Annotated in this window: 26 protein-coding genes and 1 pseudogene; 17 read left to right on the forward strand and 10 right to left on the reverse strand. The window is 74.1% G+C overall.

Going from position 1 to position 25,573, the window contains the following annotated elements:
- Positions 1 to 17 precede the first annotated feature (17 nt).
- Positions 18 to 1,685 (reverse strand): FAD-binding dehydrogenase, encoded by a 1,668-nt coding sequence (locus tag ACFYU9_RS27635; protein ID WP_389346395.1) that lies wholly within the window; start codon positions 1,683 to 1,685, stop codon positions 18 to 20.
- 95 nt (positions 1,686 to 1,780) lie between these two features.
- Here ACFYU9_RS27635 and ACFYU9_RS27640 point away from each other — a divergent pair, with 95 nt between their 5' ends.
- From ACFYU9_RS27640 to ACFYU9_RS27675, 8 genes are all read left to right on the forward strand, one after another.
- Positions 1,781 to 2,446, forward strand: a complete 666-nt coding sequence (locus tag ACFYU9_RS27640) for a TetR/AcrR family transcriptional regulator (RefSeq protein WP_389346397.1) — start codon at positions 1,781 to 1,783, stop codon at positions 2,444 to 2,446.
- Positions 2,447 to 2,457: 11 nt separating this feature from the next.
- Entirely contained in the window at positions 2,458 to 3,222 is a 765-nt protein-coding gene (locus tag ACFYU9_RS27645; RefSeq protein ID WP_389212584.1) for a glucose 1-dehydrogenase, read from the forward strand.
- 42 nt (positions 3,223 to 3,264) lie between these two features.
- On the forward strand, positions 3,265 to 3,780 hold the full coding sequence (locus ACFYU9_RS27650; protein ID WP_389212582.1) for an NUDIX hydrolase: 516 nt from the start codon (positions 3,265 to 3,267) through the stop codon (positions 3,778 to 3,780).
- Between the two features lie 9 nt (positions 3,781 to 3,789).
- On the forward strand, positions 3,790 to 4,185 hold the full coding sequence (locus ACFYU9_RS27655) for a YidH family protein (RefSeq protein WP_389212580.1): 396 nt from the start codon (positions 3,790 to 3,792) through the stop codon (positions 4,183 to 4,185).
- Positions 4,182 to 4,520, forward strand: a complete 339-nt coding sequence (locus ACFYU9_RS27660; protein WP_389346399.1) for a DUF202 domain-containing protein — start codon at positions 4,182 to 4,184, stop codon at positions 4,518 to 4,520. Before ACFYU9_RS27655 ends, ACFYU9_RS27660 begins: the two co-directional genes overlap by 4 nt.
- A gap of 112 nt (positions 4,521 to 4,632) precedes the next feature.
- Complete coding sequence (locus tag ACFYU9_RS27665; RefSeq protein ID WP_389212577.1) at positions 4,633 to 5,568, forward strand: MBL fold metallo-hydrolase; 936 nt, start codon at positions 4,633 to 4,635, stop codon at positions 5,566 to 5,568.
- A gap of 117 nt (positions 5,569 to 5,685) precedes the next feature.
- Entirely contained in the window at positions 5,686 to 6,720 is a 1,035-nt protein-coding gene (locus ACFYU9_RS27670) for a phosphotransferase family protein (RefSeq protein WP_389212575.1), read from the forward strand.
- A gap of 6 nt (positions 6,721 to 6,726) precedes the next feature.
- Positions 6,727 to 7,959, forward strand: a complete 1,233-nt coding sequence (locus ACFYU9_RS27675; protein WP_389346401.1) for an acyl-CoA dehydrogenase family protein — start codon at positions 6,727 to 6,729, stop codon at positions 7,957 to 7,959.
- Between the two features lie 15 nt (positions 7,960 to 7,974).
- Here ACFYU9_RS27675 and ACFYU9_RS27680 read toward each other — a convergent pair whose 3' ends face one another.
- The 4 genes from ACFYU9_RS27680 to ACFYU9_RS27695 form a co-directional block, all read right to left on the reverse strand.
- Positions 7,975 to 8,556 carry a hypothetical protein gene (locus ACFYU9_RS27680; RefSeq protein ID WP_389212571.1) on the reverse strand — a complete coding sequence of 194 codons (582 nt, stop codon included), beginning with the start codon at positions 8,554 to 8,556 and terminating at the stop codon, positions 7,975 to 7,977.
- A 134-nt stretch (positions 8,557 to 8,690) separates the two neighbouring features.
- A complete protein-coding gene (locus tag ACFYU9_RS27685) occupies positions 8,691 to 9,284 on the reverse strand; it encodes a TetR/AcrR family transcriptional regulator (protein ID WP_389212569.1) in 594 nt (197 codons plus the stop codon).
- 61 nt (positions 9,285 to 9,345) lie between these two features.
- Complete coding sequence (locus tag ACFYU9_RS27690; protein WP_389212567.1) at positions 9,346 to 11,049, reverse strand: AMP-binding protein; 1,704 nt, start codon at positions 11,047 to 11,049, stop codon at positions 9,346 to 9,348.
- The gene (locus ACFYU9_RS27695; RefSeq protein ID WP_389212565.1) at positions 11,046 to 11,813 is read right to left on the reverse strand and encodes an SDR family oxidoreductase; all 768 of its coding nucleotides are present in this window, start codon (positions 11,811 to 11,813) and stop codon (positions 11,046 to 11,048) included. The genes ACFYU9_RS27690 and ACFYU9_RS27695 overlap by 4 nt, the downstream gene beginning before the upstream one ends.
- A 304-nt stretch (positions 11,814 to 12,117) precedes the next feature.
- Between ACFYU9_RS27695 and ACFYU9_RS27700 the strand changes: the two genes are divergently transcribed.
- From ACFYU9_RS27700 to ACFYU9_RS27720, 5 genes are all read left to right on the forward strand, one after another.
- Positions 12,118 to 13,401, forward strand: a complete 1,284-nt coding sequence (locus tag ACFYU9_RS27700) for an exo-beta-N-acetylmuramidase NamZ domain-containing protein (RefSeq protein WP_389346516.1) — start codon at positions 12,118 to 12,120, stop codon at positions 13,399 to 13,401.
- A 204-nt stretch (positions 13,402 to 13,605) separates the two neighbouring features.
- Entirely contained in the window at positions 13,606 to 14,988 is a 1,383-nt protein-coding gene (locus ACFYU9_RS27705) for an erythromycin esterase family protein (RefSeq protein WP_389346403.1), read from the forward strand.
- Between the two features lie 83 nt (positions 14,989 to 15,071).
- On the forward strand, positions 15,072 to 16,262 hold the full coding sequence (locus tag ACFYU9_RS27710) for a serine-threonine protein kinase (RefSeq protein ID WP_389346405.1): 1,191 nt from the start codon (positions 15,072 to 15,074) through the stop codon (positions 16,260 to 16,262).
- 245 nt (positions 16,263 to 16,507) lie between these two features.
- On the forward strand, positions 16,508 to 17,119 hold the full coding sequence (locus ACFYU9_RS27715; RefSeq protein WP_389346407.1) for a hypothetical protein: 612 nt from the start codon (positions 16,508 to 16,510) through the stop codon (positions 17,117 to 17,119).
- Between the two features lie 170 nt (positions 17,120 to 17,289).
- Positions 17,290 to 18,363: an RNA ligase (ATP) gene (locus ACFYU9_RS27720; protein ID WP_389346409.1), complete on the forward strand. Its 1,074-nt coding sequence runs from the start codon at positions 17,290 to 17,292 to the stop codon at positions 18,361 to 18,363.
- Between the two features lie 68 nt (positions 18,364 to 18,431).
- On the opposite strand, the gene soxR is transcribed toward ACFYU9_RS27720, so the two are convergent.
- Positions 18,432 to 18,896, reverse strand: coding sequence for a redox-sensitive transcriptional activator SoxR (soxR, locus tag ACFYU9_RS27725; RefSeq protein WP_389212555.1), 465 nt, complete (start codon positions 18,894 to 18,896; stop codon positions 18,432 to 18,434).
- A gap of 92 nt (positions 18,897 to 18,988) precedes the next feature.
- Here soxR and ACFYU9_RS27730 point away from each other — a divergent pair, with 92 nt between their 5' ends.
- Positions 18,989 to 19,450: a MaoC family dehydratase gene (locus tag ACFYU9_RS27730; RefSeq protein ID WP_389212553.1), complete on the forward strand. Its 462-nt coding sequence runs from the start codon at positions 18,989 to 18,991 to the stop codon at positions 19,448 to 19,450.
- A 188-nt stretch (positions 19,451 to 19,638) separates the two neighbouring features.
- Here ACFYU9_RS27730 and ACFYU9_RS27735 read toward each other — a convergent pair whose 3' ends face one another.
- The 3 genes and pseudogenes from ACFYU9_RS27735 to ACFYU9_RS27745 all read right to left on the reverse strand — a co-directional run bounded on the left by ACFYU9_RS27735 (position 19,639) and on the right by ACFYU9_RS27745 (position 21,909).
- Entirely contained in the window at positions 19,639 to 20,289 is a 651-nt protein-coding gene (locus ACFYU9_RS27735) for a TetR/AcrR family transcriptional regulator (RefSeq protein ID WP_389212552.1), read from the reverse strand.
- 83 nt (positions 20,290 to 20,372) lie between these two features.
- Positions 20,373 to 20,591: pseudogene (locus ACFYU9_RS27740) on the reverse strand (YiaA/YiaB family inner membrane protein); the annotation flags it as partial.
- 160 nt (positions 20,592 to 20,751) lie between these two features.
- Complete coding sequence (locus ACFYU9_RS27745) at positions 20,752 to 21,909, reverse strand: acyl-CoA dehydrogenase family protein (RefSeq protein ID WP_389346411.1); 1,158 nt, start codon at positions 21,907 to 21,909, stop codon at positions 20,752 to 20,754.
- Between the two features lie 78 nt (positions 21,910 to 21,987).
- Here ACFYU9_RS27745 and ACFYU9_RS27750 point away from each other — a divergent pair, with 78 nt between their 5' ends.
- From ACFYU9_RS27750 to ACFYU9_RS27760, 3 genes are read left to right on the forward strand one after another with little or no spacing between them, the layout of a single operon-like run.
- Positions 21,988 to 22,758 (forward strand): TetR/AcrR family transcriptional regulator, encoded by a 771-nt coding sequence (locus tag ACFYU9_RS27750; RefSeq protein ID WP_389346413.1) that lies wholly within the window; start codon positions 21,988 to 21,990, stop codon positions 22,756 to 22,758.
- Between the two features lie 18 nt (positions 22,759 to 22,776).
- Complete coding sequence (locus tag ACFYU9_RS27755) at positions 22,777 to 23,484, forward strand: ArsR/SmtB family transcription factor (RefSeq protein ID WP_389346415.1); 708 nt, start codon at positions 22,777 to 22,779, stop codon at positions 23,482 to 23,484.
- A gap of 32 nt (positions 23,485 to 23,516) precedes the next feature.
- A complete protein-coding gene (locus tag ACFYU9_RS27760) occupies positions 23,517 to 24,470 on the forward strand; it encodes a DMT family transporter (protein WP_389346417.1) in 954 nt (317 codons plus the stop codon).
- Here the strand turns inward: ACFYU9_RS27760 and ACFYU9_RS27765 are convergent.
- A complete protein-coding gene (locus ACFYU9_RS27765; protein ID WP_389212543.1) occupies positions 24,467 to 25,546 on the reverse strand; it encodes a Zn-dependent alcohol dehydrogenase in 1,080 nt (359 codons plus the stop codon). The two genes, ACFYU9_RS27760 and ACFYU9_RS27765, sit on opposite strands and share 4 nt — an antisense overlap.
- Positions 25,547 to 25,573 lie beyond the last annotated feature (27 nt).

Genomic DNA, 25,573 nt, shown 5'->3' on the forward strand with positions numbered 1-25,573 from the left:
TTGCCTCAGCCGGCCCGCTACCCCACCGCCCGCGCAGCCGCTCGTCCCGCCGCCCGGCCCGAGAACAGGCAGCCGCCCAGGAACGTGCCCTCCAGCGAGCGGTAGCCGTGCACGCCCCCGCCGCCGAAGCCGGCCGCCTCGCCGGCCGCGTACAGACCGGGCAGCGGCTCGCCGTCGGCGGTCAGCACGCGCGACGAGAGGTCGGTCTGCAGGCCGCCCAGCGACTTGCGGGTCAGGATGCTGAGGCGGACGGCGATCAGCGGGCCCGCGCCGGGGTCGAGGACGCGGTGCGGGGCGGCCGTGCGGATGAGCTTGTCGCCGAGGTAGCGGCGGGCCCCGCGGATCGCCGTGACCTGGAGGTCCTTGGTGAAGGGGTTGGCGATCTCGCGGTCGCGGGCGGTGAGTTCGCGGCGCAGCGCGGCCTCGTCGATCAGGTCCTCGCCGGTGATCCGGTTCATGCCGCGGACGAGGGCGGCGAGGTCGCGTTCGACGACGAAGTCGGCGCCCTTGTCCATGAACGCCCGCACCGGTGCGGGGACGTCGGCGCGGGCGCGGCCGATGACGCCGCGGACGGACTTTCCGGTGAGGTCGGGGTTCTGTTCGGAGCCGGAGAGGGCGAACTCCTTGCCGATGATCTTGCGGTCGAGCACGAACCAGGTGTGGTCGTGGCCGGTGCGCATGATGTGTTCGAGGGTGCCGAGGGTGTCGAAGCCGGGGAAGAGCGGGACGGGCAGCCGCTTGCCGGTGGCGTCGAGCCAGAGGGAGGACGGGCCGGGCAGGATGCGGATGCCGTGGCGGGCCCAGATGGGGTTCCAGTTCTCGATGCCCTCGGTGTAGTGCCACATCCGGTCGCGGTTGACGTGGTGGGCGCCGGCCTTCTCGGCGATGCCGAGCATCAGGCCGTCGACGTGGGCGGGGACGCCGGAGAGCATGCGGGCGGGCGGGGTGCCGAGGCGGGCGGGCCACTGCGCGCGGACGAGGTCGTGGTTGCCGCCGATGCCGCCGGAGGTGACGATCACGGCCTGGGCGCGGTACGAGAAGGCGCCGGTGGCCTCGCGGCCGCTGGCGGTGCCGCGCGGCACGTCGGAGGGGGCCAGGAGCTCGCCGGTGACGGTGTCGACCGTGCCGGCGGTGGTGCCGAGGCCGGTGACCCGGTGGCGGAAGCGGAAGCGGACCAGGCCGCGGGCGACGCCTTCGCGCACCTGGCGTTCGAAGGGGGCGACGAGGCCGGGGCCGGTGCCCCAGGTGATGTGGAAGCGGGGTACGGAGTTGCCGTGGCCGGTGGCGTCGTAGCCGCCGCGCTCGGCCCAGCCGACGACGGGGAAGAAGCGCACGCCGAGCCCGTGCAGCCAGGCGCGTTTCTCGCCGGCGGCGAAGTCGACGTACGCCTCGGCCCACTTCCGGGCCCAGGCGTCCTCCTCGGCGCGGTCGAAGCCGGCGGTGCCGAGCCAGTCCTGGAGGGCCAGGGCGTGGCTGTCGCGGATGCGCATCCGGCGCTGTTCGGGCGAGTCGACGAGGAAGAGGCCGCCGAAGGACCAGTGGGCCTGGCCGCCGATCGACTGCTCGGGTTCCTGGTCGAGCAGGAGGACGGAGCGGCCGGCGGCGGCCAGCTCGGCGGTGGCGACGAGACCGGCGAGGCCGGCCCCGATGACGATCACGTCGGCGTCGTACGGCTCATGGGGCATGGACCGCATCTTGGATACATGAATGTATCGAGTCAACGGTTCGGGTGGTCCGGGTGCCCTCCCGTTTTCTAATGCCGAGCATTAATATGGGTGGCATGGCAAGGACGTCAGGGCCCGAGACCCGGGACAAACTGATCCGCGCGGCCGAGGAGGTCTTCGCGACCAAGGGCGTCGACGGCGCCCAGCTCCGCGACATCGTCGCCCTCGCCGGCCAGGGCAATCCCTCGGCCGTGCAGTACCACTTCGGCTCCCGCGCCGGACTGCTCGACGCGGTGATGGCCGGCCGCCAGGCCCGCACGGAACAGGTGCTCGCCCCGCTGCTCGACGCGGCGGAGCAGGCCGGCGGCGGCCTCCACGAGCTGATCGCGGCCCTCGTCGGCGCCGAGGCGAGCGAGCTGGCCACCGACCGGGGCCGCCGCTGTCTGCGGATCTCCGCGCAGCTCAGCCACGAGAGCGGGATCCGCACCCGCACCCCGCACCCCACGCTCGCCGGCACCCGCTACTGGCGCCTGATCGAGCGCACCGCCGGCCGGCTGGCCGCCGACGGGCTGCCGGAGCCGCTGCTCCTGGAGCGCCTCGACCTGGCCCTGACCGTCGTGGGCGCGGCGATGGCGGACCGCGCCCGGCAGTACCTCGACGGCGCCGAGCCGCTGACGGACGAGCCGCTCTTCCTCGCCGACCTGGTCGAGACGACCACCGCGCTTCTCCGGGCCGCACAGCCCCGGAGCGTCCCCGCCCCCGATCCCTCCCCCGACCTTTGAAGGAACCTTCCATGAACGACCTCACCGGCAAGACCGTCCTCGTCACCGGCGGCGCCCGCGGCCTGGGTGCCGAGGCCGCCCGGCAGGCCGTGGCCGCCGGCGCCAACGTCGTGATCACCGACGTACTGGACGAGGACGGCAAGGCCACCGCGGCCGGGCTCGGCGAGCGCGCGCGCTTCCTCCACCACGACGTGACCTCCGAGGAGGAGTGGGCGGCGGCCGTCGCGTACGCCGTCGCCGAGTTCGGCGCGCTGCACGGCCTGGTGAACAACGCCGGCATCTCCACCGGCGCCTTCCTGGAGAGCGAGTCGGTCGAGCACTTCCGCAAGGTCCTCGACATCAACCTGACCGGCGTCTTCATCGGCATGAAGGCCGCGATACCGGCCATGAAGGAGGCCGGCGGCGGCTCCATCGTCAACATCTCCTCCGCCGCGGGCCTGATGGGCCTCGCGCTGACCGCCGGCTACGGTGCCTCGAAGTGGGGCGTGCGCGGTCTGACGAAGATCGGCGCGGTCGAGCTCGGCACCGCCGGGATCCGCGTCAACTCGGTCCACCCGGGCATGACGTACACCCCGATGACCGCCGCCGTCGGCATCGAGAAGGGCGAGGGCAAGTACCCGAACACGCCCATGGGCCGGGTCGGCGAGGCGCACGAGATCGGCGGCGCGGTCGTGTTCCTGCTCTCGGACGCGGCCTCGTACGTGACGGGCGCCGAGCTGGCGGTGGACGGCGGCTGGACCACCGGCCCGACGGTCAAGTACGTCATGGGGCAGTGAGCCCTCTGTACCCCTGCGGTCCGTCCGGCGGATCATGGGCGTATGAGCGCTGCCGATGAGCTGATCGACGTCGTCGACGAGAACGACCGGGTGGTGGGGCGGGCCCCGCGCGGCGAGGTGTACGCGCGGGGCCTGATCCACCGCTGCACCTTCGTCCGGGTACGGGACGGCCAGGGGCGCGTCTTCGTGCACCGCCGCACCCCGACCAAGCTGGTCTACCCCTCCCTCCACGACATGTTCGTCGGCGGGGTCGTCGGCGCCGGCGAGTCCTACGACGACTGCGCGCTGCGCGAGGCCGAGGAGGAGCTGGGCGTGTCCGGACTCCCCCGGCCGGTGCCGCTGTTCCGGTTCCTGTACGACTCCGGGGGCGTGGCCGGCAAGTGGTGGTCAGCCGTGTACGAGGTGCGCTGCGACCTGCCCGTCCATCCGCAGGCCGAGGAGGTGGCGTGGCACGCCTTCCTGACGGAGGCGGAGCTGGAGCGGCGGCTCGCCGAGTGGCGGTGGGTGCCGGACGGCCTGGCCGCGTACGAGCGGCTGCGCGCGCACCGCGGCGAGTAGGGTGCCCCGGTGAGCGACTTCGTACAGAGCCTGCGGCTGTGGTTCGCGCCGCGGCGGCTGCGGGAGGAGGGCGAGACCCCCGACTACCGCTTCTCCCTGGCCAACGAACGCACCTTCCTCGCCTGGATCCGGACCGCGCTCGCCCTGATCGGCGGCGGTTTCGCCGTCGACCAGTTCCTGCCGGACCTGCGCTGGGGGGTGCGGGTCGGGCTCGCGCTCGCGCTGCTCGGCGCGGGTGTGCTGTGCGCGCTGCGCGCCGTGAACCACTGGGTCCGCTGCGAGCGGGCGATGCGGCGCGGCGAGGACCTGCCGGTGTCGCGCTTCCCGACCGTGCTGAGCCTCGCGGTCGCGGTGGTCGCGCTCGCGATGGTGGTGGTCGTGGTGTTCGGCTGGGCCGGGCGGTGACCTCGCCGCGGACCGGCACGGCCGACGGGGCGGACGCCCGCGATCCGGGGCTCCAGCCGGAGCGGACCCGGCTCGCCTGGCGGCGGACGACGCTGTCGGCCACGGTGTGCGCGGTGCTCGCCGGCAAGCAGGCGATCCACGGCGGCGTGACGGCGTCCGGCCTGGTGGCGGCGTGCCTGTCGGCGCTGGTCTGGATCGGCTTCCTGGCGGTGGCGCACGGCCGGATCCAGTCGCTCGGCGCGGCCCGGCCGCCGCAGCTGTCGCACCGGCGGGCGCTGCTCGCGGCGGCCTGCACGATCGCGTTCGCGGGCTTCGCGGTGGCCGTGGTGCTCTGAGCCTCCCGGCATCCGGACCCCGGGGCTCCGGCTTCCCTCTGACCTGGGGCAACTGGCACTCTTCGGCTGTCCAGTTGGAGACCCAGCTGCTCTCATCGTCCGGGGGAACCCTTTGTCCGCGATCGATCCGTCCACCACCGAGCCCTACGTCGTCGCGCTCGCGCCGAACGTCCACGCCTTCGTCCAGCCCGACGGCGGCTGGTGCCTCAACAACGCCGGCTTCGTCGGCGACGGCCGGCCCGGCGGCGAGACCCTGCTCGTCGACACCGCCGCCACCGAGCGCCGGGCCCGGCTGCTGCGCGCGGCCGTGCTCGACGCGGGGTGCGCGCTGCCGCGCACCATCGTCACCACGCATCACCACGGCGACCACACCTACGGCAACGGGGTGTTCCTGCCGGAGGCCCGGATCGTCGGGCACGAGCTGTGCCGTTCCGAGCAGCTGGCCGCCGGGCGGCAGCTGCACCTGCTGTGGCCGCAGACCGACTGGGGGCACGTCGAGATCGAGCCGCCGCACCTCACGTACCGCGACCGGCTGACGCTGTACGTCGGCGAGACCGAGGTGCGGGTGATCCACCCGGGCACGGCGCACACGGTGGGCGACTCGATCGTGCACCTGCCCGGGCAGGGCATCGTGTTCACCGGCGACCTGATCTTCAACGGCGGCACGCCGTTCGTGCCGATGGGCTCGCTGGCCGGCTCGCTGCGGGCGCTCGACCTGCTGCGCTCGCTGGACGCGAGCACGGTGGTGCCGGGCCACGGCCGGATCACCGACCCGTCCGCGTACGACGCGACCGAGCGCTATCTGCTGTTCGTCCGGGAGCTCGCGACCGAGGGCCGGACCAGGGGCGACTCGCCGCTGGAGACGGCGCGGCGGGCGGAGCTCGGCGAGTTCGCGGCCTGGGCGGAGAGCGAGCGGCTCGTCGCCAACCTGCACCGCGCGTACGCGGAGCTGGAGGGGCTGCCGGAGGGGCACCCGCTCGATCCGATGACCGTCTTCATGGACATGGCCGCGATGAACGGCGGGAAGCCGGTCGCCTGCCACGCCTGACGCGTCGCGGGGAGCTCCGGATGCCCCGGTGGGCGGGGCCGCCCGGAGCTCCCCCTGGACTCCATACCGACTGGTCGGTCATGATGTGCGGGACGCCGACCCGGAGGTACGACCCGCATGAGTTCCGCACCGCCCCCAGGCCCCGTTCCCGGTCTCGACCCGGAGCAGCTGCGCCGCTTCCTCGACCGCGAGCGCCCCGGCCTGGTCGCCGGCCCCCTGGAGGCCCGGCTGATCGAGGGCGGCCGCTCGAACCTCACGTACGCGGTGAGCGACGGCACCGGCCGCTGGGTCGTGCGCCGTCCGCCGCTCGGCCATGTGCTGGCCACCGCGCACGACATGAGGCGCGAGCACCGGGTGATCAGCGCCCTGCACGCCACCGCCGTGCCCGTCCCGGAGACGGTCGTGCTCTGCGAGGACGAGTCGGTGCTCGGAGCGCCGTTCTACGTCATGGACTTCGTCGACGGCACCCCGTACCGCTCCGCCGCCGAACTCGCCCCGCTCGGCCCCGAGCGCACCCGCGCCGCCGTCCTCGGCCTCGTCGACACCCTGGTCGACCTGCACGCCGTGGACCCGGCCGCCGCCGGGCTCGGCGACTTCGGCCGGCCCGAGGGCTTCCTCGACCGGCAGCTGCGCCGCTGGGGCAAGCAGCTCGCCGCCTCCCGGGGCCGCGAGCTGGCCGGCATCGACGAGCTGCACGCCGCCCTCGGCCGCGGCCTGCCCGCCTCCCCGGCACCCACCGTCGTCCACGGCGACTACCGGCTCGACAACGTCCTCATCGGCGCGGACGACCGGATCAGCGCCGTGCTCGACTGGGAGATGTCCACGCTCGGCGACCCGCTCACCGACCTCGGCCTGCTCGTCATGTACAGCACGCCGCTCGACCTGCCGGACTCCCCCATCTCCACGACCGCCTCCGCCGCCGGCCACCCGGCCGTCACCGAGCTGGTCGAGCGCTACGCGGCCCGCTCCGGCCGCGACACGGGCGCCCTCTCCTGGTACACGGCCTTCGCCTGGTTCAAGCTCGCCGTGATCCTGGAGGGCATCCACTACCGCTACACCCTCGGCCAGACCGTCGGCGCCGGCTTCGACCGCATCGGCGAGCTCGTCCCCGTCTTCATCGAGCACGGCCTGACCACGCTGCAGAAGGGCTGACCCGCCATGGACTTCACGTTCGACGCCCGCACGGAGGAACTGCGGGCGAAGCTCCTCGCCTTCATGGACGAGCACGTCTACCCCGCCGAGGCCGTCGCCGAGGAGCAGCGCGCGGCGCTCGCCTCGCCGTGGGACGTGCCGCCGGTCGTCGAGGAGCTGAAGGCCGAGGCGCGCCGCCAGGGCCTGTGGAACCTGTTCTTCGTAGACCAGCACAGCCTGCCCGACGAGGAGTACGGGGCCGGGCTCACCAACCTCCAGTACGCGCCGCTCGCCGAGATCACCGGCCGCAGCCCGCAGCTCGCGCCCACCGCCCTCAACTGCGCCGCCCCGGACACCGGGAACATGGAGCTGCTCGCCCAGTTCGCCGACGAGGCGCAGCGCAAGCAGTGGCTGGAGCCGCTGCTGACCGGCGAGATCCGGTCGGCGTTCGCGATGACCGAGCCCGAGGTGGCCTCGTCCGACGCGACGAACATCGAGACCCGGATCCGCCGGGACGGCGACTCGTACGTCGTCGACGGCCGCAAATGGTACATCTCCGGGGCCCTGCACCCCGACTGCAGGATCCTCATCGTCATGGGCAAGACCGACCCGGACGGGCCGGACCCGCGCCGCCAGCAGTCGATGGTCCTGGTCCCCCGCGACACCCCCGGCGTCGAGGTGCGGCGCGCGATGAAGGTGTACGGGTACGAGGACCACTACCACGGCGGCCACGCCGAGGTGGTGTTCGACGACGTCCGCGTGCCGGCGGCGAACCTGATCGGCGAGGAGGGCGGCGGCTTCGCCATCGCCCAGGCCCGCCTCGGCCCCGGCCGCATCCACCACTGCATGCGGCTGATCGGCATGGCCGAGCGGGCGGTGGAGCTGATGTGCCGGCGCGCGGTGTCCCGTACCGCCTTCGGCAAGGCGCTCGCCCAGCAGGGCGTCGTGCAGAACTGGATCGCGGACGCCCGCGTGACGATCGAGCAGCTGCGGCTGCTCGTCCTCAAGACGGCCTGGCTGATGGACACGGTCGGCAACCGGGGCGCCCACACCGAGATCCAGGCGATCAAGATCGCCACCCCGCGCGCGGTCGTCGACATCATCGACCGGGCGGTGCAGCTGCACGGCGCCGGCGGCGTCTCGCAGGACACGCCGCTCGCCGAACTGTGGGCGGCGGCACGGACGCTGCGGCTCGCGGACGGGCCGGACGAAGTGCACCAGCGCTCGCTGGCCCGCCGGGAGCTGAAGAAGTACCTGTAGGTACCCCGTACGGGATCAGGCGTGCCGGTCACTGAGGGCGTAGCCGCCCTCGGTGACCGGCATGTCCGCTGCCGGGGCCATGCACCTCGTCAGGAGCGGCTCGCCCTTGAGGGTCGCGCCGGAGAGGCCGACCCGGGCCGGGCCGTTGGCGTGGTTGCCGGGGACGAAGAAGCTGAGGCCCATGCGGGTGTGCGGCTCCAGGGCCGTCTGCCACGGGTGGCCCGGGCTGGTGCGGACGAGCCGGCCGGTCACGGTGGCGGTGGGGCCACCGGTGCGGAGGCAGTCGACCTCGAAGTCGCCCCAGTAGTCCCGGCCGTCGATGACGTGCGAGATGCGGAAGGTGCCCCAGGAGCGGGTGGGGATCGAGCCGCGCTCAAAGCCGGCGTGGGCGTCGACGCTGACGCGTACGGTCTCCGTCTTCACGTCGTAGCCGAGCCGCGCCTCGCCCTTGAGGGCGGAGGTGGTGGCCTGGGTGACCGACGCCGTCACCGGCGCGGGGTGCGGCACCGGCTCCGGTGCGGGGGCCGCCGCGACCGGGGTCGCCACGGCGGCGACGAGGGCGAGGGCGGCGGCGGCACGCAGGAGGTGCTTGGACACGGCGGGGCTCCGTTCGGGGCGGGGGATGATCAACGCGTCGATCCTCGCCGCCGTACCCCGCCCCGGACGTCAGTCCGCGGTACCGTCCGCCTCCCCCGTACGGGCGAGCCCCCACGGTCCCGCGGGCGCGCTCACTACGGGCGCAGGGCCCGCAGCAGCAGGTCGGCCAGGTGGTCGGCGACCTGCTGCGGGGTGAGCGGGCCGTCGGGGCGGTACCAGGTGGACAGGTGGTGGACGGAGCCGAAGTGGTAGTCGACCACCAGGTCGGCGGGGGTGCTGTCGGAGAACACCCCGGCCCGCTGCCCCTCCTCGATCAGGGCGCGGAAGCGCTCGTGGTAGCGCCGCCGCTCGGCCCGCACCTGCTGGTTCTTCTCCGGGCTGAGGTGGTGCATGGAGCGGAAGAAGATCGAGGCGTCGTCGAGGTTCTCGATGGTGGTGACGACCACGTCGGCGGCCGCGTCCCGCAGCCGCGCCTCCACCGGCGCGTCGGCCTCGGCGAAGGCGTCGAGCCGCTCCTGCTGGAGCCGCAGCACGCGCGCGTAGACCTCCTGGAGCAGGTCCTCCTTGGAGCCGAAGTAGTGGTAGAGGGCGCCCTTGGTGACGCCCGCCGCCTCCACGATCTCCTGGACGGAGGTGCGGTCGTAGCCCTGCTCGGCGAAGAGCCGGGTGGCGGCGGCGAGGAGCCTCTGGGGGACGGGCAGCGCGCTCCCGTCCGTCGTCCTGGCCATGCCGTTCCGCCTTTCGTTCATGCGTGCGTCGCTCGTGGGGCCGGGTGACGCCTGTTTTCGGTCATTGCCGGGAACGCAGTTCCCGCCTGAGGATCTTCCCACTTGTCGTCTTCGGGAGCTCCGGCAGGATCTCGACCTCGCGCGGGTACTTGTACGCGGCGAGCCGCGCCGCGCAGTACGCGGACAGCTCGGCGGGGTCCGCCCCGGCGCCCGGGCGCAGGCTCACGTACGCCCGGACGGTCTCGCCGCGGTAGGCGTCGGGGACGCCGACGACGGCGGCCTCGCGGACGGCGGGATGGGTGTAGAGCACGTCCTCGACCTCACGCGGCCAGACCTTGAAGCCGGACGCGTTGATCATGTCCTTCTTGCGGTCGACGACGTACAGCCAGCCGTCCTCGTCCATGAAGCCGATGTCGCCGGTGCGCAGTTCCCCGTCGGGGAAGGCGGCGGCCGTGGCCTCGGGCAGCCGCCAGTAGCCGGGGACGACCTGCGGGCCGCGGACGGCGATCTCGCCGGGCGTGCCGAACGGGACCTCGGCGCCGGTGTCGTCGAGGATCCGGACGACGGTGTCGGGGCCGGGCACGCCGACGGAGAGGGTGCCGGAGGCCGGGTCGACGGGTGCCTCGTGCTCGGGCGGTACGGAGGCGCAGGGCGCGGTGCACTCGGTGAGGCCGTAGCCGTTGCGCAGGTAGGGGCCGAAGCCGGCGCGGAACTTCTCGACGAGCGCGGGCGGCACGGGCGCGCCGCCGGACGACATCACCAGGAAGGAGGCGAAGTGGTCGGGCGTGGCGGCCGGGTGGGCGGCGAGCGCCATGTAGGCGGTGGAGGGGCCGACGGTGTAGGCGGGCCGGTGCTCCAGGAAGGCGTCGAGGACGACGCCGGGCTCGAAGCGGTAGGCGAGCGCGAGTGTGCCGCGGTTGGCGAAGCAGGCGCCGAGTTCGCAGACGAGTCCGGTGATGTGGAAGAGCGGGGCGAGCGCGAAGTAGACGGCGCCGGGCGGCACGGGGTGGCCGGCGCGCTGGCGTTCGGCGTTGTGGACGATGCCGCGGTGGAGGTTGAGGGCGCCCTTGGGGGTGCCGCTGGTGCCGGAGGTGTAGCTGATCAGCGCGATGTCGTCGGTGCCGGGAGTACGGCCTTCGGGGGCCGGGTGCCCGGCGCGGGCGACGGCGAGGAGGTCGTCGGCGCCGGCGCGTCCGGAGCCGGCGGGCACCGCCTCGAAGCCGAGGACCCGGGCGTCGTCCCGGGTCTGGAGCTGGCGCTCGTCGGCGGTGAGGGCGACGGACACGCCGGCCTCGGCGGCGGTGGCGCGGACGTGGCCGGCCCAGGCGCGGTCCGAGCAGACGACCGCGCGGGCGCCGGAGTCGCGCAGGGCGTGGCCGACCTCGGCGGACTTGTACATCGGGTTGATCGGGACGACGACGGCGCCCGCCTTCCAGGCGCCGAGCAGCGCGAGCACGAAGTGCGGGCTGTTCTGCAGCATGACCGCGACCCGGTCGCCGCGCCCGACGCCCCGGGCCGCGAGGTGTCCGGCGACCGAGTCGGACAGCGCGTCGAGCTCGCGGTAGGCGATCCGGGCGTCGAAGTAGGCGAGCGCCGGGTGGTCGGGGGTGCGGGCGGCGGCGGCCCGGAAGGCGTGCAGGACGGTCGGCGGCGGGTCGATGGGCGCCCGCTGGGCCGCGGTGAGCCGCCCGAGCCACGGCCTGGCGGCGTAGATCGACCCCGTACCGGCCGCCGTGCGTCCGGAGTTCCGGTCGGCTTCGGTCATGCGCCCGTCCTTTCTTCCCAGGTGCGCTGGATGTGGTTCATGCTGCCGAGCCACCGCTCGGGGTCGGTGGCCCGGGCCCGGTAGTAGTCGGCGACCTCGGGGTGCGGCAGGACCAGGAAGCGGTCGGCGGCGATGGCGTCGAAGAGGGCGTCGGCGACGGCCTCGGGCGCGATGGCGGTGGGGGCGAGGACGAGTTCGCCGGCCGATCCGGCGGCCGTGAGCATGTCCGTGCGGACGCCCTGGGGGCAGATGGCGTGGACCTTGAGGCCGCGGTGGCGGTAGGTGAGCGAGAGCCATTCGGCGAAGGCGTACGCGCCGTGCTTGGAGACGCTGTACGGGGCGGCGCCGACCATGGTGAGCAGTCCGGCGGCCGAGACGGTGGAGACGAAGCGGCCGCTGCCGCGCTCCAGCCAGTCGGGGAGCAGCGCGCGGGCGGCCCGGACGTGGGCCATGACGTTGACGTCCCAGGCGGCGGCCCACACGTCCTCGTCGGCGAAGGCGTCGCCGGGCGAGGCGAGTCCGGCGTTGGCGCACCAGACGTCGATGCCGCCCCCGAGGGCCTCGCGGGCCTCGGCCACGACGGCGGAGGCGTCTCCGGGGACGGCGAGGGCGCCGATCTCCTCGGCGAGGGCCTTGGTGCGTCCGGGGTCGAGGTCGTTGACGACGACGCGGGCCCCCTCGGCCGCGAAGCGGCGGGCCAGGGCGGCGCCGATGCCGCCCGCCGCGCCCGTGACGACGACTCCCGCGCCCTGCACCGTGCTCATCCCGTCCACACCTCTCCGTAGCGACTGCCGCGACCGTGCGCGCAGACTAACCGGTCGGTATGGAGACGGGGAAGACGTCGGCCGGTACGCCTCGTTCCGCGCGGGCCGGTCCGGCGCTAGCGTGCGTGGCCATGTCAGGGAAGGCGATCAAGGAGGTCTCCTCGTGCGTGTGTCGAACCTGTCCGGCCCGTCAGACCCCTCAGACCCCTCAGACCCGTCAGACCCGTCAGACCCGTCAGACCCGTCAGACCCGTCAGAGCCGTCAGAGCCGTCAGAGCCGTCAGAGCCGACCGGCCTGACCCGCCTGACTGGCCCGACCGGCCTTTCCAGACGCGGGCTCCTGGCCGCGGGCGGCGGGGCCCTCGCGGCGGCCGCGGCCGGCGCCGGACCGGCGGCCGCCGACGCGCCGCCCGGCCGGGCGAACGGCCGCGCCCCGGGCCACCAGGTCCGTACCGGCTTCGACCGGCTCGCCGCCGACGGGTACGCGCTGCTCGACGGCGCGCGCGTCGGCGTCGTCACCAACCCGACCGGCATCACCGCCGAGGCCCGGCACATCGTGGACGTCATGCACGCCGACGAACGGGTGGACCTCGTCGCCGTCTTCGGCCCCGAGCACGGCTTCCGGGGCACGGCGCAGGCGGGCGGCTCGGAGGGCCGCTACGACGACCCGGCGACCGGACTGCCGGTCTACGACACGTACCTGAAGAGCGGTCAGCCGCTCGCGGACGTGTTCACGGCCTCCGGGGTCGACACGGTCGTCTTCGACATCCAGGACGTGGGCGCCCGCTTCTACACGTACATCTGGACCCTGTACGACTGCATGGCCGCGGCCGCGCTCGCCGGGAAGCGCTTCGTGGTCCTCGACCGGCCGAACCCGGTGACCGGGCGCGCGGCCCTCGGGCCGGTGCTCGACCGGGCGTACGCGACCTTCGTGGGCCGCGAGCCGATCGCGCAGGCGCACGGGATGACGGTCGCCGAGCTGGCCCGGCTCTTCGCGGGGGAGTTCCTGACCCGGCCCGTGGCGCTGGAGACGGTGGCGGTGACCGGCTGGCGGCGCGCCGGCTTCTTCGACACGACCGGGCTGCCGTGGGTGCCGCCGAGCCCCAACATGCCGACGCCCGACACCGCGCTCGTGTACTCCGGCACCTGCCTGTTCGAGGGCACCAACCTCTCCGAGGGCCGCGGCACCACCCGGCCGTTCGAGCTGCTCGGCGCGGAGGGCGTCGACGGCCGGTGGGCGGAGGCGGTGAACGCGCTCGGCCTGCCGGGCGTGCGCTTCCGCGAGGCGTACTTCGCGCCGACCTTCTCGAAGTTCCAGGGCAGGACGGTGGGCGGGGTGCAGCTGATGGTGCACGACCGCGAGGTCTTCGACCCGGTGCGGACCGGCATCGCGCTGCTCGTGACCGCGCGGCGGAGCTGGAGCGGCTTCGCGTGGCGGGCGGACCAGTGGATCGACAAGCTGACGGGGTCGGCGCGGGTGCGCACCATGATCGACGCGGGCGCGGACGTGGACGAGGTCACCGGGGCCTGGGAGGCGGACCTGGCGGCGTTCCGCGCGGTGCGCGAGGAGTACCTGCTCTACCGCTAGCCGGCTGAGAGGAGGACCCGCCGTGCCGCCGGCGGGCCGGGAGGAGTACCGCTGTACCGCCGGCGGGCCGGGAGGACCCCTCCGGGACCGGGCGACCCCGGGCGAGGCCCGCCCTCCCCCTACGGGACCGCGGGGGTCAGCCCCCGGGTGGGTCCGGGGGCATCCCGGATGGTCCCGGGCGGCGGCCGGGGCGAGGCTGGAGTCATGGATCTTCGCTTACGACATCGCCGCGGCCCGCTCGCCGCCGTGCTGGCCGCGCTGTGCGTGGGCCTGCTGGCGCCGTCCGCCGCCGTGGCCCGCACGCCCGCCGCCGGCGCTCCCCCGGTCCCCGACCCGGCCCGTGACCTCGCCGCGACCGCCCGCCCGCTGACCGACGGCCGCGCCCTGGAGCGGATCGTCGGCTCGGCGAAGGTGGTCGGCGTGGGCGAGGCCACGCACGGCTCCGCCGAGTTCCTGCGGGCCAAGCACCGGATGTTCGAGGAGCTGGTGGAGCGGCGGGGGTTCACCACCTTCGCGCTGGAGGCCCCGTGGAGCACGGGCCTGCTCGTCGACGCCTACGTGCGGGACGGCAAGGGCGACATCCGCACGATCATGCGGGACCAGTTCCAGGAGTCGTACGCCTTCTGGAACAACGACGAGTACCTCGACCTGTTCACCTGGATGCGGCAGCACAACCTGCGCCACCCGGACCACCCGGTCCGTTTCATGGGCAACGACCTCGGCTACGCGGGCCCCGAGCTCTTCGACCGGGTCACCGGCTATGTCGCCCGGACCCGCCCGGAGCTGCTCCCCCGCTTCCGCGCGCTGTACGCGTCCTCGCGGCCGAGCGGTGACGACGTCGGCGCCTGGATCACCGCGCACATCGGCGCGCCGCTCGCCGAGCGCACGGCGCGTGCGTCCGAGGTGAACGAGGCGCTGGCCCTGCTCGAACGGCAGCGGCCTGCCGGTAAGGACCGCGCGGCGCGCGAGGCGTACACGTGGGCGGTGCAGCACGCACGGGCCATCGCACAGGTCGGCGCGGAGTACGGGTACGACTTCGGCACTCCGCAGGGCCTGGCCGGGGCGATGCTCTACCGCGACCGGATCATGGCCGAGAACACCGTGTGGTGGCAGCGGCACACCGGCGACCGCATCCTGCTGTCCGCGCACAACGGGCACGTCGGCTACGAGACCACCGAGCCCGAGCAGTACCCGCGCACCCAGGGCGCCTTCCTGCGCGACGCCCTCGGCAAGGACTACGTGACGATCGGCGCGAGCTTCGGGCGCGGCTCGTTCAACGCGCACGACTCACGGGTGGCCGGGGAGCCGGTGCGGGTCTTCACCGTCGGGCCGCTCGGCCCGGACAGCAACGCCCACGTCCTGGACCGGGTCGCGGACCGGTTCGCGGGCCGGCCGTTCCTGCTCGACGCGCGCACGGCCGTGCCGGCGGCGCGCAGATGGCTGGACGTGGCGCGGCCGACGCGGACGATCGGCACCACGTACCCCTGGCCGGGCGATGTGGCGCAGGTGCGGCTCGGCGCGTCGTTCGACGCGGTCGTGCACTTCCCGGAGATCTCACCGGCGCACCTGCGGCAGCCGTCCGGCTGACGGCCCCCGCCCGACGACTGACGGTCCCTCCGCGCGGGAAGAATGCCCCCGAATCTCCCGGCAGCGCGCGGAGGGACGGGGCCATGACGGTGACGAGTGTCGAGCCGTACCGCGAGATCGTCTTCGACAAGGACGGCGACGGGCCGGCGGGGCAGGCGGCCGCGCTCGCGGCGCTGGCCCGGCAGGGCTGCACGGACCTGGTGCTCTTCACACACGGCTGGAACAACACGCCGTCCATGGCCACCGGGCTCTTCGACGCCTTCTTCGCGCCGTTCCCGCGGGTGGCGGGCCCGGCGGCGCGGCTGGGGTACGCGGGGCTGGTCTGGCCGTCGATCATGTTCAGCGACGAGCGCGTACCGGACTACCCGGCGCTGGCCGCGGCGGTCCCGGAGCGGGCGCCGGTGGTGGCCCGGCTCGCGGCGATGGCGGAGGCCGAGCCGGCGGACGAGGTGGCGTTCGCGGAGTTCGCGGGCCTGCTGCGGGAGTTGGCGGTCGTGGCCGACGGCACCCGCTCGACCGAGGTGCCGGGGTTCCTGGCCTCGGACCCGCGGCTGGTGTACGGCGTGTTCGCGGACGCCGTCGAGGGGGCGGCGGGCGAGGCCGGCGCGGAGGCGCTGTTCGGCGGCGATCCGCTGAAGCGGCTGTGGAAGGGCGCGAAGGAGGCGCTGCGGCAGACCACGTACTTCATCATGAAGCGCCGCGCGGGCGTCGTCGGCGAACGGGGCCTCGGCCCGTTGCTCGGCGAACTCGGCTCCCTGGCACCGGCGTTGCGCGTGCACCTCGTCGGCCACAGCTTCGGCGCCCGTCTCGTCGCGCACGCCCTGCCCGCCCTTCCGGCCGGCACCCGCACCGTGAAGTCGGTGACCTTCCTCCAGGGCGCCTTCTCCCACTACGCCTTCGCCACCCGCCTGCCGCACTCCCCCGACCGCCCGGGCTCCCTCCCCGGCCTCCAGTCCCGCGTCGACGGCCCCGTCGTCGCCTGCTACTCCCGCCACGACACCGCCCTGCGCGTCTTCTACCCCCTCGCCTCCCGCGTCTCGCGCGACGACGAGTCCCTGCTCGGCGAGGACGACCCGCGCTGGCAGGCCATCGGCCACGACGGCATCCAGGCCGTTCCGGGCACCGCCGCCCGCACCCTCGCCGCCGCGCTCCGCGACGGCCTGCCGGTCTCGGGCTGCGTGAGCGTGGACGCGGCCGAGGTGGTGTCGGAGCACAGCGACATCTGCCACGAGCAGCTGGCGGCCGTGGTGGCACGGGCGGGCCGCTTCGCCTGAGGGCCGTGCGGGCGCCGAAGACCGCCGAAGACCGCCGAGGACCGCCGAGGACCGCCGCGCGCGGCGAGGGTCACCCGAGGGCGCGGCGCGCGGACTTCCGCGCCCTCCGCACACCTTCGCGCTCCCCCGCACCGGCCTGCGGCGATTCCGCCGGACGCGCGCCATGGGCATTTCGATGGAACACGGAGCGCCGCTCGTTCGTCCATCCCATATCGCCGAAGGACAAGCGACGGAGGTGGCAGCCGATGGCCGGGTTCCGGAGTCTCGCGAGACAGGTGCGCGATCCAGGGAGCGACACGGCGCTCAGACGTTATTCGCTGCGCAAGTGCCTGGAACGGTTCGCGCCCTACGGGCATCGGGCGACCTGGGACCACCTGTGCCGGCGGCACGGGTTCGGACCGGAGGACCGGGAGGCGGATCCGCGGCGGCTCGTGGCGGCGCTGGAGGAGCTGGAGGCGGCGCGGGCCGTGTGGCTCGCGTACGAGCGGGAGTTCGCCGAGCGGCGCAGGCGGGAGAAACAGGGCGGGCTGCGCCGGCCGGGGGCGCTGGACGAGTGGCACCGGCGGATCTGGGGCGGCAACGGGGTGGCCCGGTGCGACGATCCGGGACACCACCCCTCGGCGCCGCTGCCCGAGGTGGTGGGGCGGCTCGTGGCCGCGCTGCGGCAAGGGCCGGGCGAGGACTGTCCGGTGTGCGCGGGACAGCGGATCGAGTGGCGGGCGGAGCTGCGGGACGAGCCGTGGTTCGGGCCCGTGTGCGCGGACTGCGGTGTGCTGATACCGCGGGCGGTGCTGACGCCCCGGGCGCTGGCCCGCACGCGCGGCGAGGGGACGCCCCGGCTCGCGTCGGTGGCCTGACACCGCGGAGCCCGGCCGACGGGGGACGCGGGCCGACGGGGGACGCGGGCCCACGGATCCGGGAGGGCCGGCAGCCGGAAAATCCGGTCGCCGGACGGCGGGTGCGCCCGGCAGAGTGGGCGGCGATGACCACGTCACCGAAACCCACCGAGCATCCGGAGCACTGAATCATGTCGACGCTGCGCGTCACCGCCGAGACCCTGACCGTCCATGACCATCCCGACGCCGACGCGCTGGAGCTCGCGCAGGTCGGCCTGTACCGGGCGGTCGTCGCGAAGGGCCAGTACCGGACCGGTGACGTGGCGCTCTACATTCCGGAACAGGCGGTGCTGCCCGCCGCGCTCGTCGACGAGCTGGGGCTGACCGGGCGACTGGCCGGCAAGGCGGGTGACCGGGTCAAGGCGGTACGGCTGCGCGGCGAGTTGTCGCAGGGGCTCGTGTGCCGGCCGCGGGCGCTCGACGGCGTCGACCTGAAGCAGGCGGCCGAGGACCGGACGGACTTCGCGGAGCTCCTCGGCATCGGCAAGTGGGCGCCGCCCGTCCCGCCGACGATGAGCGGGGACGTGGAGGCGGCGCCCGATCTGCTGCCCTGGGTGGAGATCGAGAACCTGCACCGCTTCCCGGACGTCTTCGCGCCCGGCGAGCCCGTCGTCCTGACCGAGAAGCTGCACGGCACGGCCTGCCTCGTGACGTATCTCGCCGGGGAGCGGCGGACGGTCGTCTCCTCGAAGGGCTTCGGCGCGAAGGGGCTGGCCCTCGTGGAGGACGCGCGCAACCTGTACTGGCGCGCCGTGCGCGACCACCGTCTGCCCGCCGTCGCCGCCCGGCTCGCCGAGCGGCTGGGCGCCACGCGCGTCGGCCTGTTCGGCGAGGTGTTCGGGGACGGGGTACAGGACCTGGCGTACGGGGCGAACGCCCGCGCCGAGGGCCAGGTCGGCTACGCGCTCTTCGACGTGGCCGCCGAGATCGACGGGCAGGTGCGCTGGCTGGACCCGTCCGAGGTCCTGGAGCCCGGCGAACTGCCCCTCGTACCGCGCCTGTACACCGGCCCGTACGACGTGGACACCGTCCTCGCGCTCGCGAGCGGCCGGGAGACGGTCTCCGGCCGTGAGCTGCACCTGCGCGAGGGGGTCGTGATCCGTCCGGTGGCCGAGCGGTACAGCCCGGTCACCGGCGGGCGGGCGATCGCGAAGGCGGTCAGCCCGGCGTATCTGACCCGCAAGGGCGGCACCGAGTACGAGTGACGCCGGCCGGCACGGCCACACGGACCGAGCGGGGGCCCGCCCACGGGGGTGGCGGGTTCCCGCTCGCTTTATGCCTCTTTCCGCTCCGGCAGCAGCTGGGAGCCGGTGAGCCGCTCGCCGAACACGTCGCCGGGGTTGGAGAGCACGCAGGTCTCCAGGGACAGACAGCCGCAGCCGATGCAGTCGGTCAGATGGTCCCGCAGCCGGCCGAGCTGCTTGATCCGCTCGTCCAGTTCGGCCCGCCAGGCCCCGGAGAGCCGCGCCCAGTCCTCGCGCGTCGGAGTGCGTTCCTCGGGCAGCCGGCCGAGTGCGTCGCGGACGGTGGCGAGCGGGATGCCCACGCGCTGGGCGGCGCGGATGAAGGCGACGCGGCGCAGGGTGTCACGGCCGTAGCGGCGCTGGTTGCCGCTGGTGCGGCGGCTGCTGATCAGCCCCTTGGCCTCGTAGAAGTGCAGCGCCGAGACGGCCGCCCCGCTGCGCGCGGACAGCTGGCCGACGGTGAGTTCGAGGACCTTCTCGGGAATCTGGGCCACACCGGCGAGCCTAGTCCGTTGACAGGAGCCCACCCACCCCCACAACATGCTAAGCAGTTGCTTAGATCTGGTCGTACGAGAGGGAGCGGAACATGGCCGAGCCGAGGATCTTCACCTCCGCCGAGGAACTGCGCGCCGGGGTCGGCGAGCAACTGGGCCACAGCGACTGGCTGGAGATCGAGCAGAAGCGGATCGACCAGTTCGCCGACGCCACGGGAGACCACCAGTGGATCCACGTCGACCCGGAGCGCGCCGCGAGCGGCCCGTTCGGGAAGACCATCGCCCACGGCTATCTGACCCTGTCGCTGCTGCCCACCCTGGTGCCGCAGATCATGCGCGTCGAAGGCATGCGGATGGGCCTCAACTACGGCACCAACAAGGTCCGTTTCCCCGCCCCGGTGCCGGTCGGCTCGCGGCTGCGCGCCACCGCCGTGCTCACCGAGGTGACGGAGGCCGGCGGCGGGGTGCAGGTGACGGCGACGGTGACCGTGGAGCGCGAGGGCGGCGACAAGCCGGTGTGCGTCGCGGAGTCGGTCTCCCGCTACTACTTCTGAACCGGATCCGGACGGGCCCTGGGCTAGGGCCGGTCCGGCGGATCAGGGTCGGACAGGCCGCGGCGTCTGGTGCGGTGCATGGCAAGGCGCCGGAGTGCCTTGATAGCGGAGCTATTCAGGCATTTCGGCAACGCGGCCAGGCGCCGTGCCAGGCGTCGCGGCCCCGGCCATGATCCGCCGGACGGGCCCTAGGGCCTGTCCGGGTCGAGCGGGGTCCGCACCCCGACCATCCGCAGCACGAGGTCGGCGTAGAGCGCGCCGACCTCGTCGGCCGTGCGCCGGCCCTGGGTGTTGAACCAGCGCGAGACGTCGATGCAGAGCGAGAGCACGGCGACCGTGGTGCCGGCCGCGTCCGGCACGTCGAACTCCCCGGCCGCCACGCCCTCGTCGATGATCCGCCGCACGGTGGCGTCCGACTCCCGGCGCAGCGCCACGATCTCGGCGCGGTGCTCGGGACCGAGGGCGTCGAGCTCGTACTGCACCACCCGGGCGGTGGTGTGCCGCTCGGCGTGCCAGCGGACGAAGGAGCGCACGGCGTCGGCGAGCCGCTCGGCGGCGGTGCCGGGGGCGTCGGCGGCGGCGCGCAGGATCTCCAGGGCCTTGTCATGGCCGATCCGGCTGATCCGGTGGAGCAGCTCTTCCTTGGTCTTGTAGTGGATGTAGAGCGCGGCCGGGCTCATCCCGGCCCGGCCCGCGATGTCCCGGGTCGTGGTGGCGTGGTAGCCGCGCTCGGCGAACGCCTCGACGGCCGCGACCAGCAGGCGTCGGGCGGCCTCGGGCGTGACCTCGCCCCAGGGCATGTCCTGCTCGCCGCCGGGCGTCTCCTCCGCCGCGCTCATCGCACTCTCCTTCTCGGTCCTCCAAGGACGAACACCATACAACGACGGTGAGCAAGCGCTTAGGGTTCGAGGGATCAGAGCTGCTCCTGGCGGTCCCGGACGACCTTGGCGAGGGTGAAGGCGGAGGTCGTGAGGTAGAGGACCGCGACGGCGAGGAACCCGCGGACCCAGGCGCTGGCCTCCAGCCGGTAGATCCCCACGGTCACGGCCAGGAGGGCGAGGCCGAAGGAGATGACGGCCTGCATGTAGTAGGCGGCGGTGTTCTGCTGCTTGGGCTGCGGCTTGACCGGATATTCGCTCATGCGGGAAAGCATCGGGCGGATGTGGCCCCCGCCGCATCCGCCCGGATACTCAGCGGCGCGCGGGCGGGGGTACTCAGAACACCGCGCCGGAACGCCTCGCCGGGAACGCCGCGCCCCGAACCGCCGCGCCCCCCACCGCCTCACCTCGCCACACCGCGGATCAGAACGCCGACACGCCCGTCAGCGCCCGCCCGATGATGAGCTTCTGGATCTGGCTGGTGCCCTCGTAGAGCGTCATCACGCGGGCGTCTCGCAGCAGCTTGCCGACCGGGTACTCGTCGATGTAGCCGTAGCCGCCGAAGACCTGGAGGGCGTTGTTCGCCGCGCGGACGGCGGCCTCGGAGGCGTACAGCTTGGCCTTCGACGCGGCCGTGGCGAACTCCTCGCCGCGGTCGATCAGATCGGCGACCCGCCAGGTGAGCAGCCGGGCCGCGTCCACGTCGACCGCGATGTCGCTGATCAGCTCCTGGACCAGCTGGTACGAGGCGATGGGCTTGCCGAACTGCTCGCGCTCCCCCGCGTACCGCACCGCCGCGTCGAGGGCCGCCTGGGCGATGCCGACGCAGCCGGCGGCGACCGACATCCGGCCCTTGGCGAGCGCGGACATGGCGACGGCGAAGCCCTTGCCCTCGGGGCCGAGCAGGGCGCTCTCGGGGACGCGGACGCCGTCGAGGACCAGTTCGGCGGTGGCCTGGCCACGCAGGCCGAGCTTGCCGTGGATGGTGCGGCGGGTGAGGCCGGGGGTGTCGGCGGGGACGAGGAAGGCGGAGACGCCCTTGTGGCCGGGGGTGTCGTTGGTGCGCGCGAAGAGCAGCACGACGTCGGCCCAGGTGCCGTTGGTGATGAACATCTTGCCGCCGTCGATCACGTACGTGCCGGTGGCGGCGTCGTGGACCGCGCGGGTGGTGAGGTTCCCGGCGTCGGAGCCGGTGCCCGGCTCGGTGAGGCCGAAGCAGCCCAGCGCGTCGCCCGCGGTGAGCCGGGGCAGCCACTGGCGCTTCTGCTCCTCGCCGCCCCAGGCGGCGATGGTCTTGGCGACCAGGCCGAGGGAGACGGAGACGATGCCGCGGACCGAGGAGTCGCCGCGGCCGAGCTCCTCGGTGACCAGGCAGTACGAGAGGTGGTCGCCGCCCGAGCCGCCGTACTCCTCGGGAATCGTGAGGCCGAGGAAGCCGACGGCGCCGAGCTTCTTCACGATCGCGCGGTCGACGTTCTCGGCGCGGTCCCACGCGACGACGTGCGGGGTGATCTCGCGGGCGACGAAGTCCTCGGCGAGCCGCCGGACCGCCTCCTGCTCCTCGCTGAGCTCCAGATTCATCGCGCCGCCCTTCCCGTCGTCCGCGTCGCGGTTTAATTACCACTGCTAGTTTTATTGCCCGCGCCTACTATGTGCGCCATGGCCCGACCGCGCAAGCCCCTCCTCAGCCGTGACCTGATCGTCGAGACGGCGGGCGCGCTCGTGGACGCCGAGGGCCTCGACGCGCTCTCCACCCGGCGCCTCGCCGCCGAGCTCGGGGTCAGCGGCCCCTCGCTCTACAACCACTTCCGCACCAAGGACGAGATCCTGGACGCCGTCGCGGACGCGGTCAGCGCCCAGGTCGATCTGTCGATGTTCGCGGCCGAGGACCCCCGCGACTGGCGCACGGCCCTGCACGACTGGGCGGTCTCCTACCGCGCCGCGCTCGCCGACCACCCGCACCTGGTCCCGCTGCTCGCCCAGGGACCCGGCCGCCGACCGGCCGGCCTGAAGGTCGCCGACGCCGTCTTCGGCGCGATGGTCCGCGCGGGCTGGCCGCCGGCCCAGGCCACGTACATCGGCGCGCTCATGCGCTACTTCGTCACCGGCTCCGCGCTCGGCTCCTTCGCCCGCGGCTTCGTCGACGACGAGACCGCCTACGACCCGGCCGACTACCCCCACCTGGGCCAGGCCCACCTGCTCGCGAAGCGGCGCGAGAAGGTCGACGAGGGGGCGTTCACGACGGGGCTGCGGGCACTGCTCGACGGCCTGCAGACGCAGTACGACACGGGGACGGGGACGGGGGCGGAGCCCGCGGCCCACACCGCGACCGGCACCGCGGCCGGTACCGCGACCGATACTTCGCCCGACACCGCGGCCCACACTTCGGCCGGCACTTCGGCCGACATTTCGGCGGCCGCCGAAGCGTGACCGCGGCATCCTGAGGCCATGGCTCCCAAAGACCTCGCCTCCCTCGCCGCACTCTTCGCCGACGAGACCCGCGCCGCCTTCCTGCTCGTCCTGCTCGACGGGCGTGCCTGGACGGCCGGGGAGCTGGCCCGGCAGGCCGGCGTGGCCGCGTCGACCGCCAGCGAGCACCTGGGCAAACTGGTCGCGGGCGGGATCCTCGCGGAGGAACGGCAGGGCCGGCACCGGTACGTGCGCCTCGCCGACCCCGGCGTCGCGCACCTCGTCGAGGACCTGGCCGCCCGCTCCGCGCCCGCCGTGCCCGACCCACCGCGCAGTCTGCGGGCGGCGAGCGCCGGGCAGGCGATGGCGCGCGGACGGACCTGCTACGACCATCTCGCCGGGCGGCTCGGCATCGCCGTCACCGAGGCGCTGACGGAGCGCGGACTGCTGCGCCAGGACACCGGGTTCGCGCTCACCGACGACGGCCTCGCCTGGTTCGCGGACCTCGGCATCCCGCTCGCGCCCGCCGCCGGCGGCAAGGGGCGGCGGCCGGTCGCGCGCGGCTGTCTGGACTGGACCGAACGCAAGCCGCACCTGGCGGGCCTCGCGGGCGCTGCGCTGTGCCGGCACGCGATGGACGCAGGGTGGTGCGTACGGATCGGGTCCGAGCGGGCGGTGAAGGTGACCGCGGCCGGGGAGCGGGCGCTGGAGGCGGCGCTCGGCATCGCGCCGGAGATATTGCGGTGAAGACCGAAGGGTCGACGCCCTACGGTCCTCCCATGCCGAACACATCTTCCTCGCCCGGGTCACCGGCCGCGCCGGCCCGCACCTCCCGTCTCGCGCTGGCCGCCGCCGGTGTCACCGTCGTCCTGTGGGCCTCCGCCTTCGTCGCCATCCGCAGCGCCGGCGCCGCCTACTCCCCCGGCGCCCTCGCCCTCGGCCGGCTGCTCGCCGGCGCGCTCGTGCTCGGGGCCGTGCTCCTGGTCCGGCGGGAGGGGCTGCCGCCGCGGGCCGCCTGGCCCGGCATCGCGGTGTCCGGGCTGCTGTGGTTCGGGGCGTACATGGTGGTGCTCAACTGGGGCGAGCAGGAGGTCGACGCGGGCACGGCCGCGATGGTCGTGAACATCGGCCCGATCCTGATCGCGCTGCTCGGCGCCCGGGTGCTCGGCGAGACGCTGCCGCCGCGGCTGCTCGCCGGCATGGGGGTGTCCTTCGCGGGCGCGGTCGCCGTCGGGCTGTCGATGTCGGGCGGCTCGGGCGGCGGGCACGCGTCCGTCCTGGGCGTGGTGCTGTGCCTGCTGGCGGCGATGGCGTACGCGGGCGGGGTCGTCGCCCAGAAGCCGGCGCTCGCGCACGGCAGCGCGCTGCAGGTGACGACTTTCGGGTGCCTGGTCGGCGCGGTGGCCTGTCTGCCGTTCGCCGGGCAGCTCGTCGACGAGGTGGGCCGGGCCCCGCTGTCGGCGACCCTGAACATGGTCTACCTCGGCGTGTTCCCGACCGCCCTCGCCTTCACCACCTGGGCCTACGCCCTGGCCCGCACGACCGCCGGGCGGATGGGCGCGACGACGTACGCCGTGCCCGCCCTGGTGGTGCTGATGGCCTGGCTGTTCCTGGGCGAGCTGCCGGGGCTGCTCACGCTGGGCGGCGGCGCGCTGTGCCTGGCGGGCGTGGCGGTGTCGCGGTCCCGGCCGCGGACCGTCTCCCGGCCCGCACCCGCACCCGCACAGGACTAGAAGACGACGAGCGCGCGGCCGCCCTTGCCCGCCAGCATGTTGTCGAAGGCGCCCGGGATGCCGTCCAGGGTGATGTGTTCGGTGACCATGGCGCCGAGGTCGAGGCGGCCCGCGCGGATGTGCTCGGCGAGCACGGGCAGGTCCTCGGCCGGGTTGGAGTTGCCGTAGACGCAGCCGGACAGGGTGCGGCCCCAGTGGAAGATCTCCAGGGCGTTGAAGGTGACCTGCTGGTCCTTGCCGCCGATGCCGACGACCGTGGTGCGGCCTCCGCGCCGGGTGGCGTCCCAGGCAGTACGGATGGTGGCGGCGCGGCCCACGCACTCGACGGCCACGTCGGCGCCGTGACCGCCGGTCAGCTTCCTTATGTCCTTGGCGGTGGTGTCGGAGGCGACGACGTAGTCGGTGGCACCGGCCGCCCGGGCCAGGGCCTCCTTCTCGGGCGAGACGTCGACGGCGACGATCGTCGACGCCCCGGCGATCCGGGCGGCCTGGAGGGTGGCCAGGCCGACGCCGCCGACACCGAACACGGCGACCGTCTCGCCCTGCCGCACCCGGGCGGAGTGGTGGATCGCGCCCCAGCCGGTGAGCACGGCGCAGCCGAGCAGCGCGGCCTCGGTGAGCGGCACGCCGTCGGGCACGGGCAGCACGCAGTTGGCCGCGACGACGGTCTCCTCGGCGAAGGCGGCGACGTTGAGCCCCGGGTGGAGCTCGGTGCCGTCCTCGGTGCGGGCATACACGGCGGCCGCGCCCGTCAGGGCGTTGGCGCACAGCCACACCTCGCCGAGCGAGCAGGGGTGGCAGGCGCCGCAGGACGGCGCCCAGTTGAGGACGACGCCGTCGCCGACGGAGACGTGTGTGACGCCCTCGCCGACGGAGACGACCGTGCCCGCGCCCTCGTGGCCGAGGACCGCGGGGACGGGTACGCGCATGGTGCCGTTGGACAGCGACAGGTCGGAGTGGCAGACCCCGGCGGCGGCGAGGCGGACCCGGACCTGGCCGGGGCCGGGCTGGGGCAGTTCGATACCGGTGATCTCCAGCGGAGAGCCGACGGCGGGCAGGACGGCGGCGCGGATCACGCTCGTGTCTCCTTCGGTCTGTTCGGC

The organism is Streptomyces sp. NPDC004327, assembly GCF_042873935.1.
Classification (GTDB): domain Bacteria; phylum Actinomycetota; class Actinomycetes; order Streptomycetales; family Streptomycetaceae; genus Streptomyces.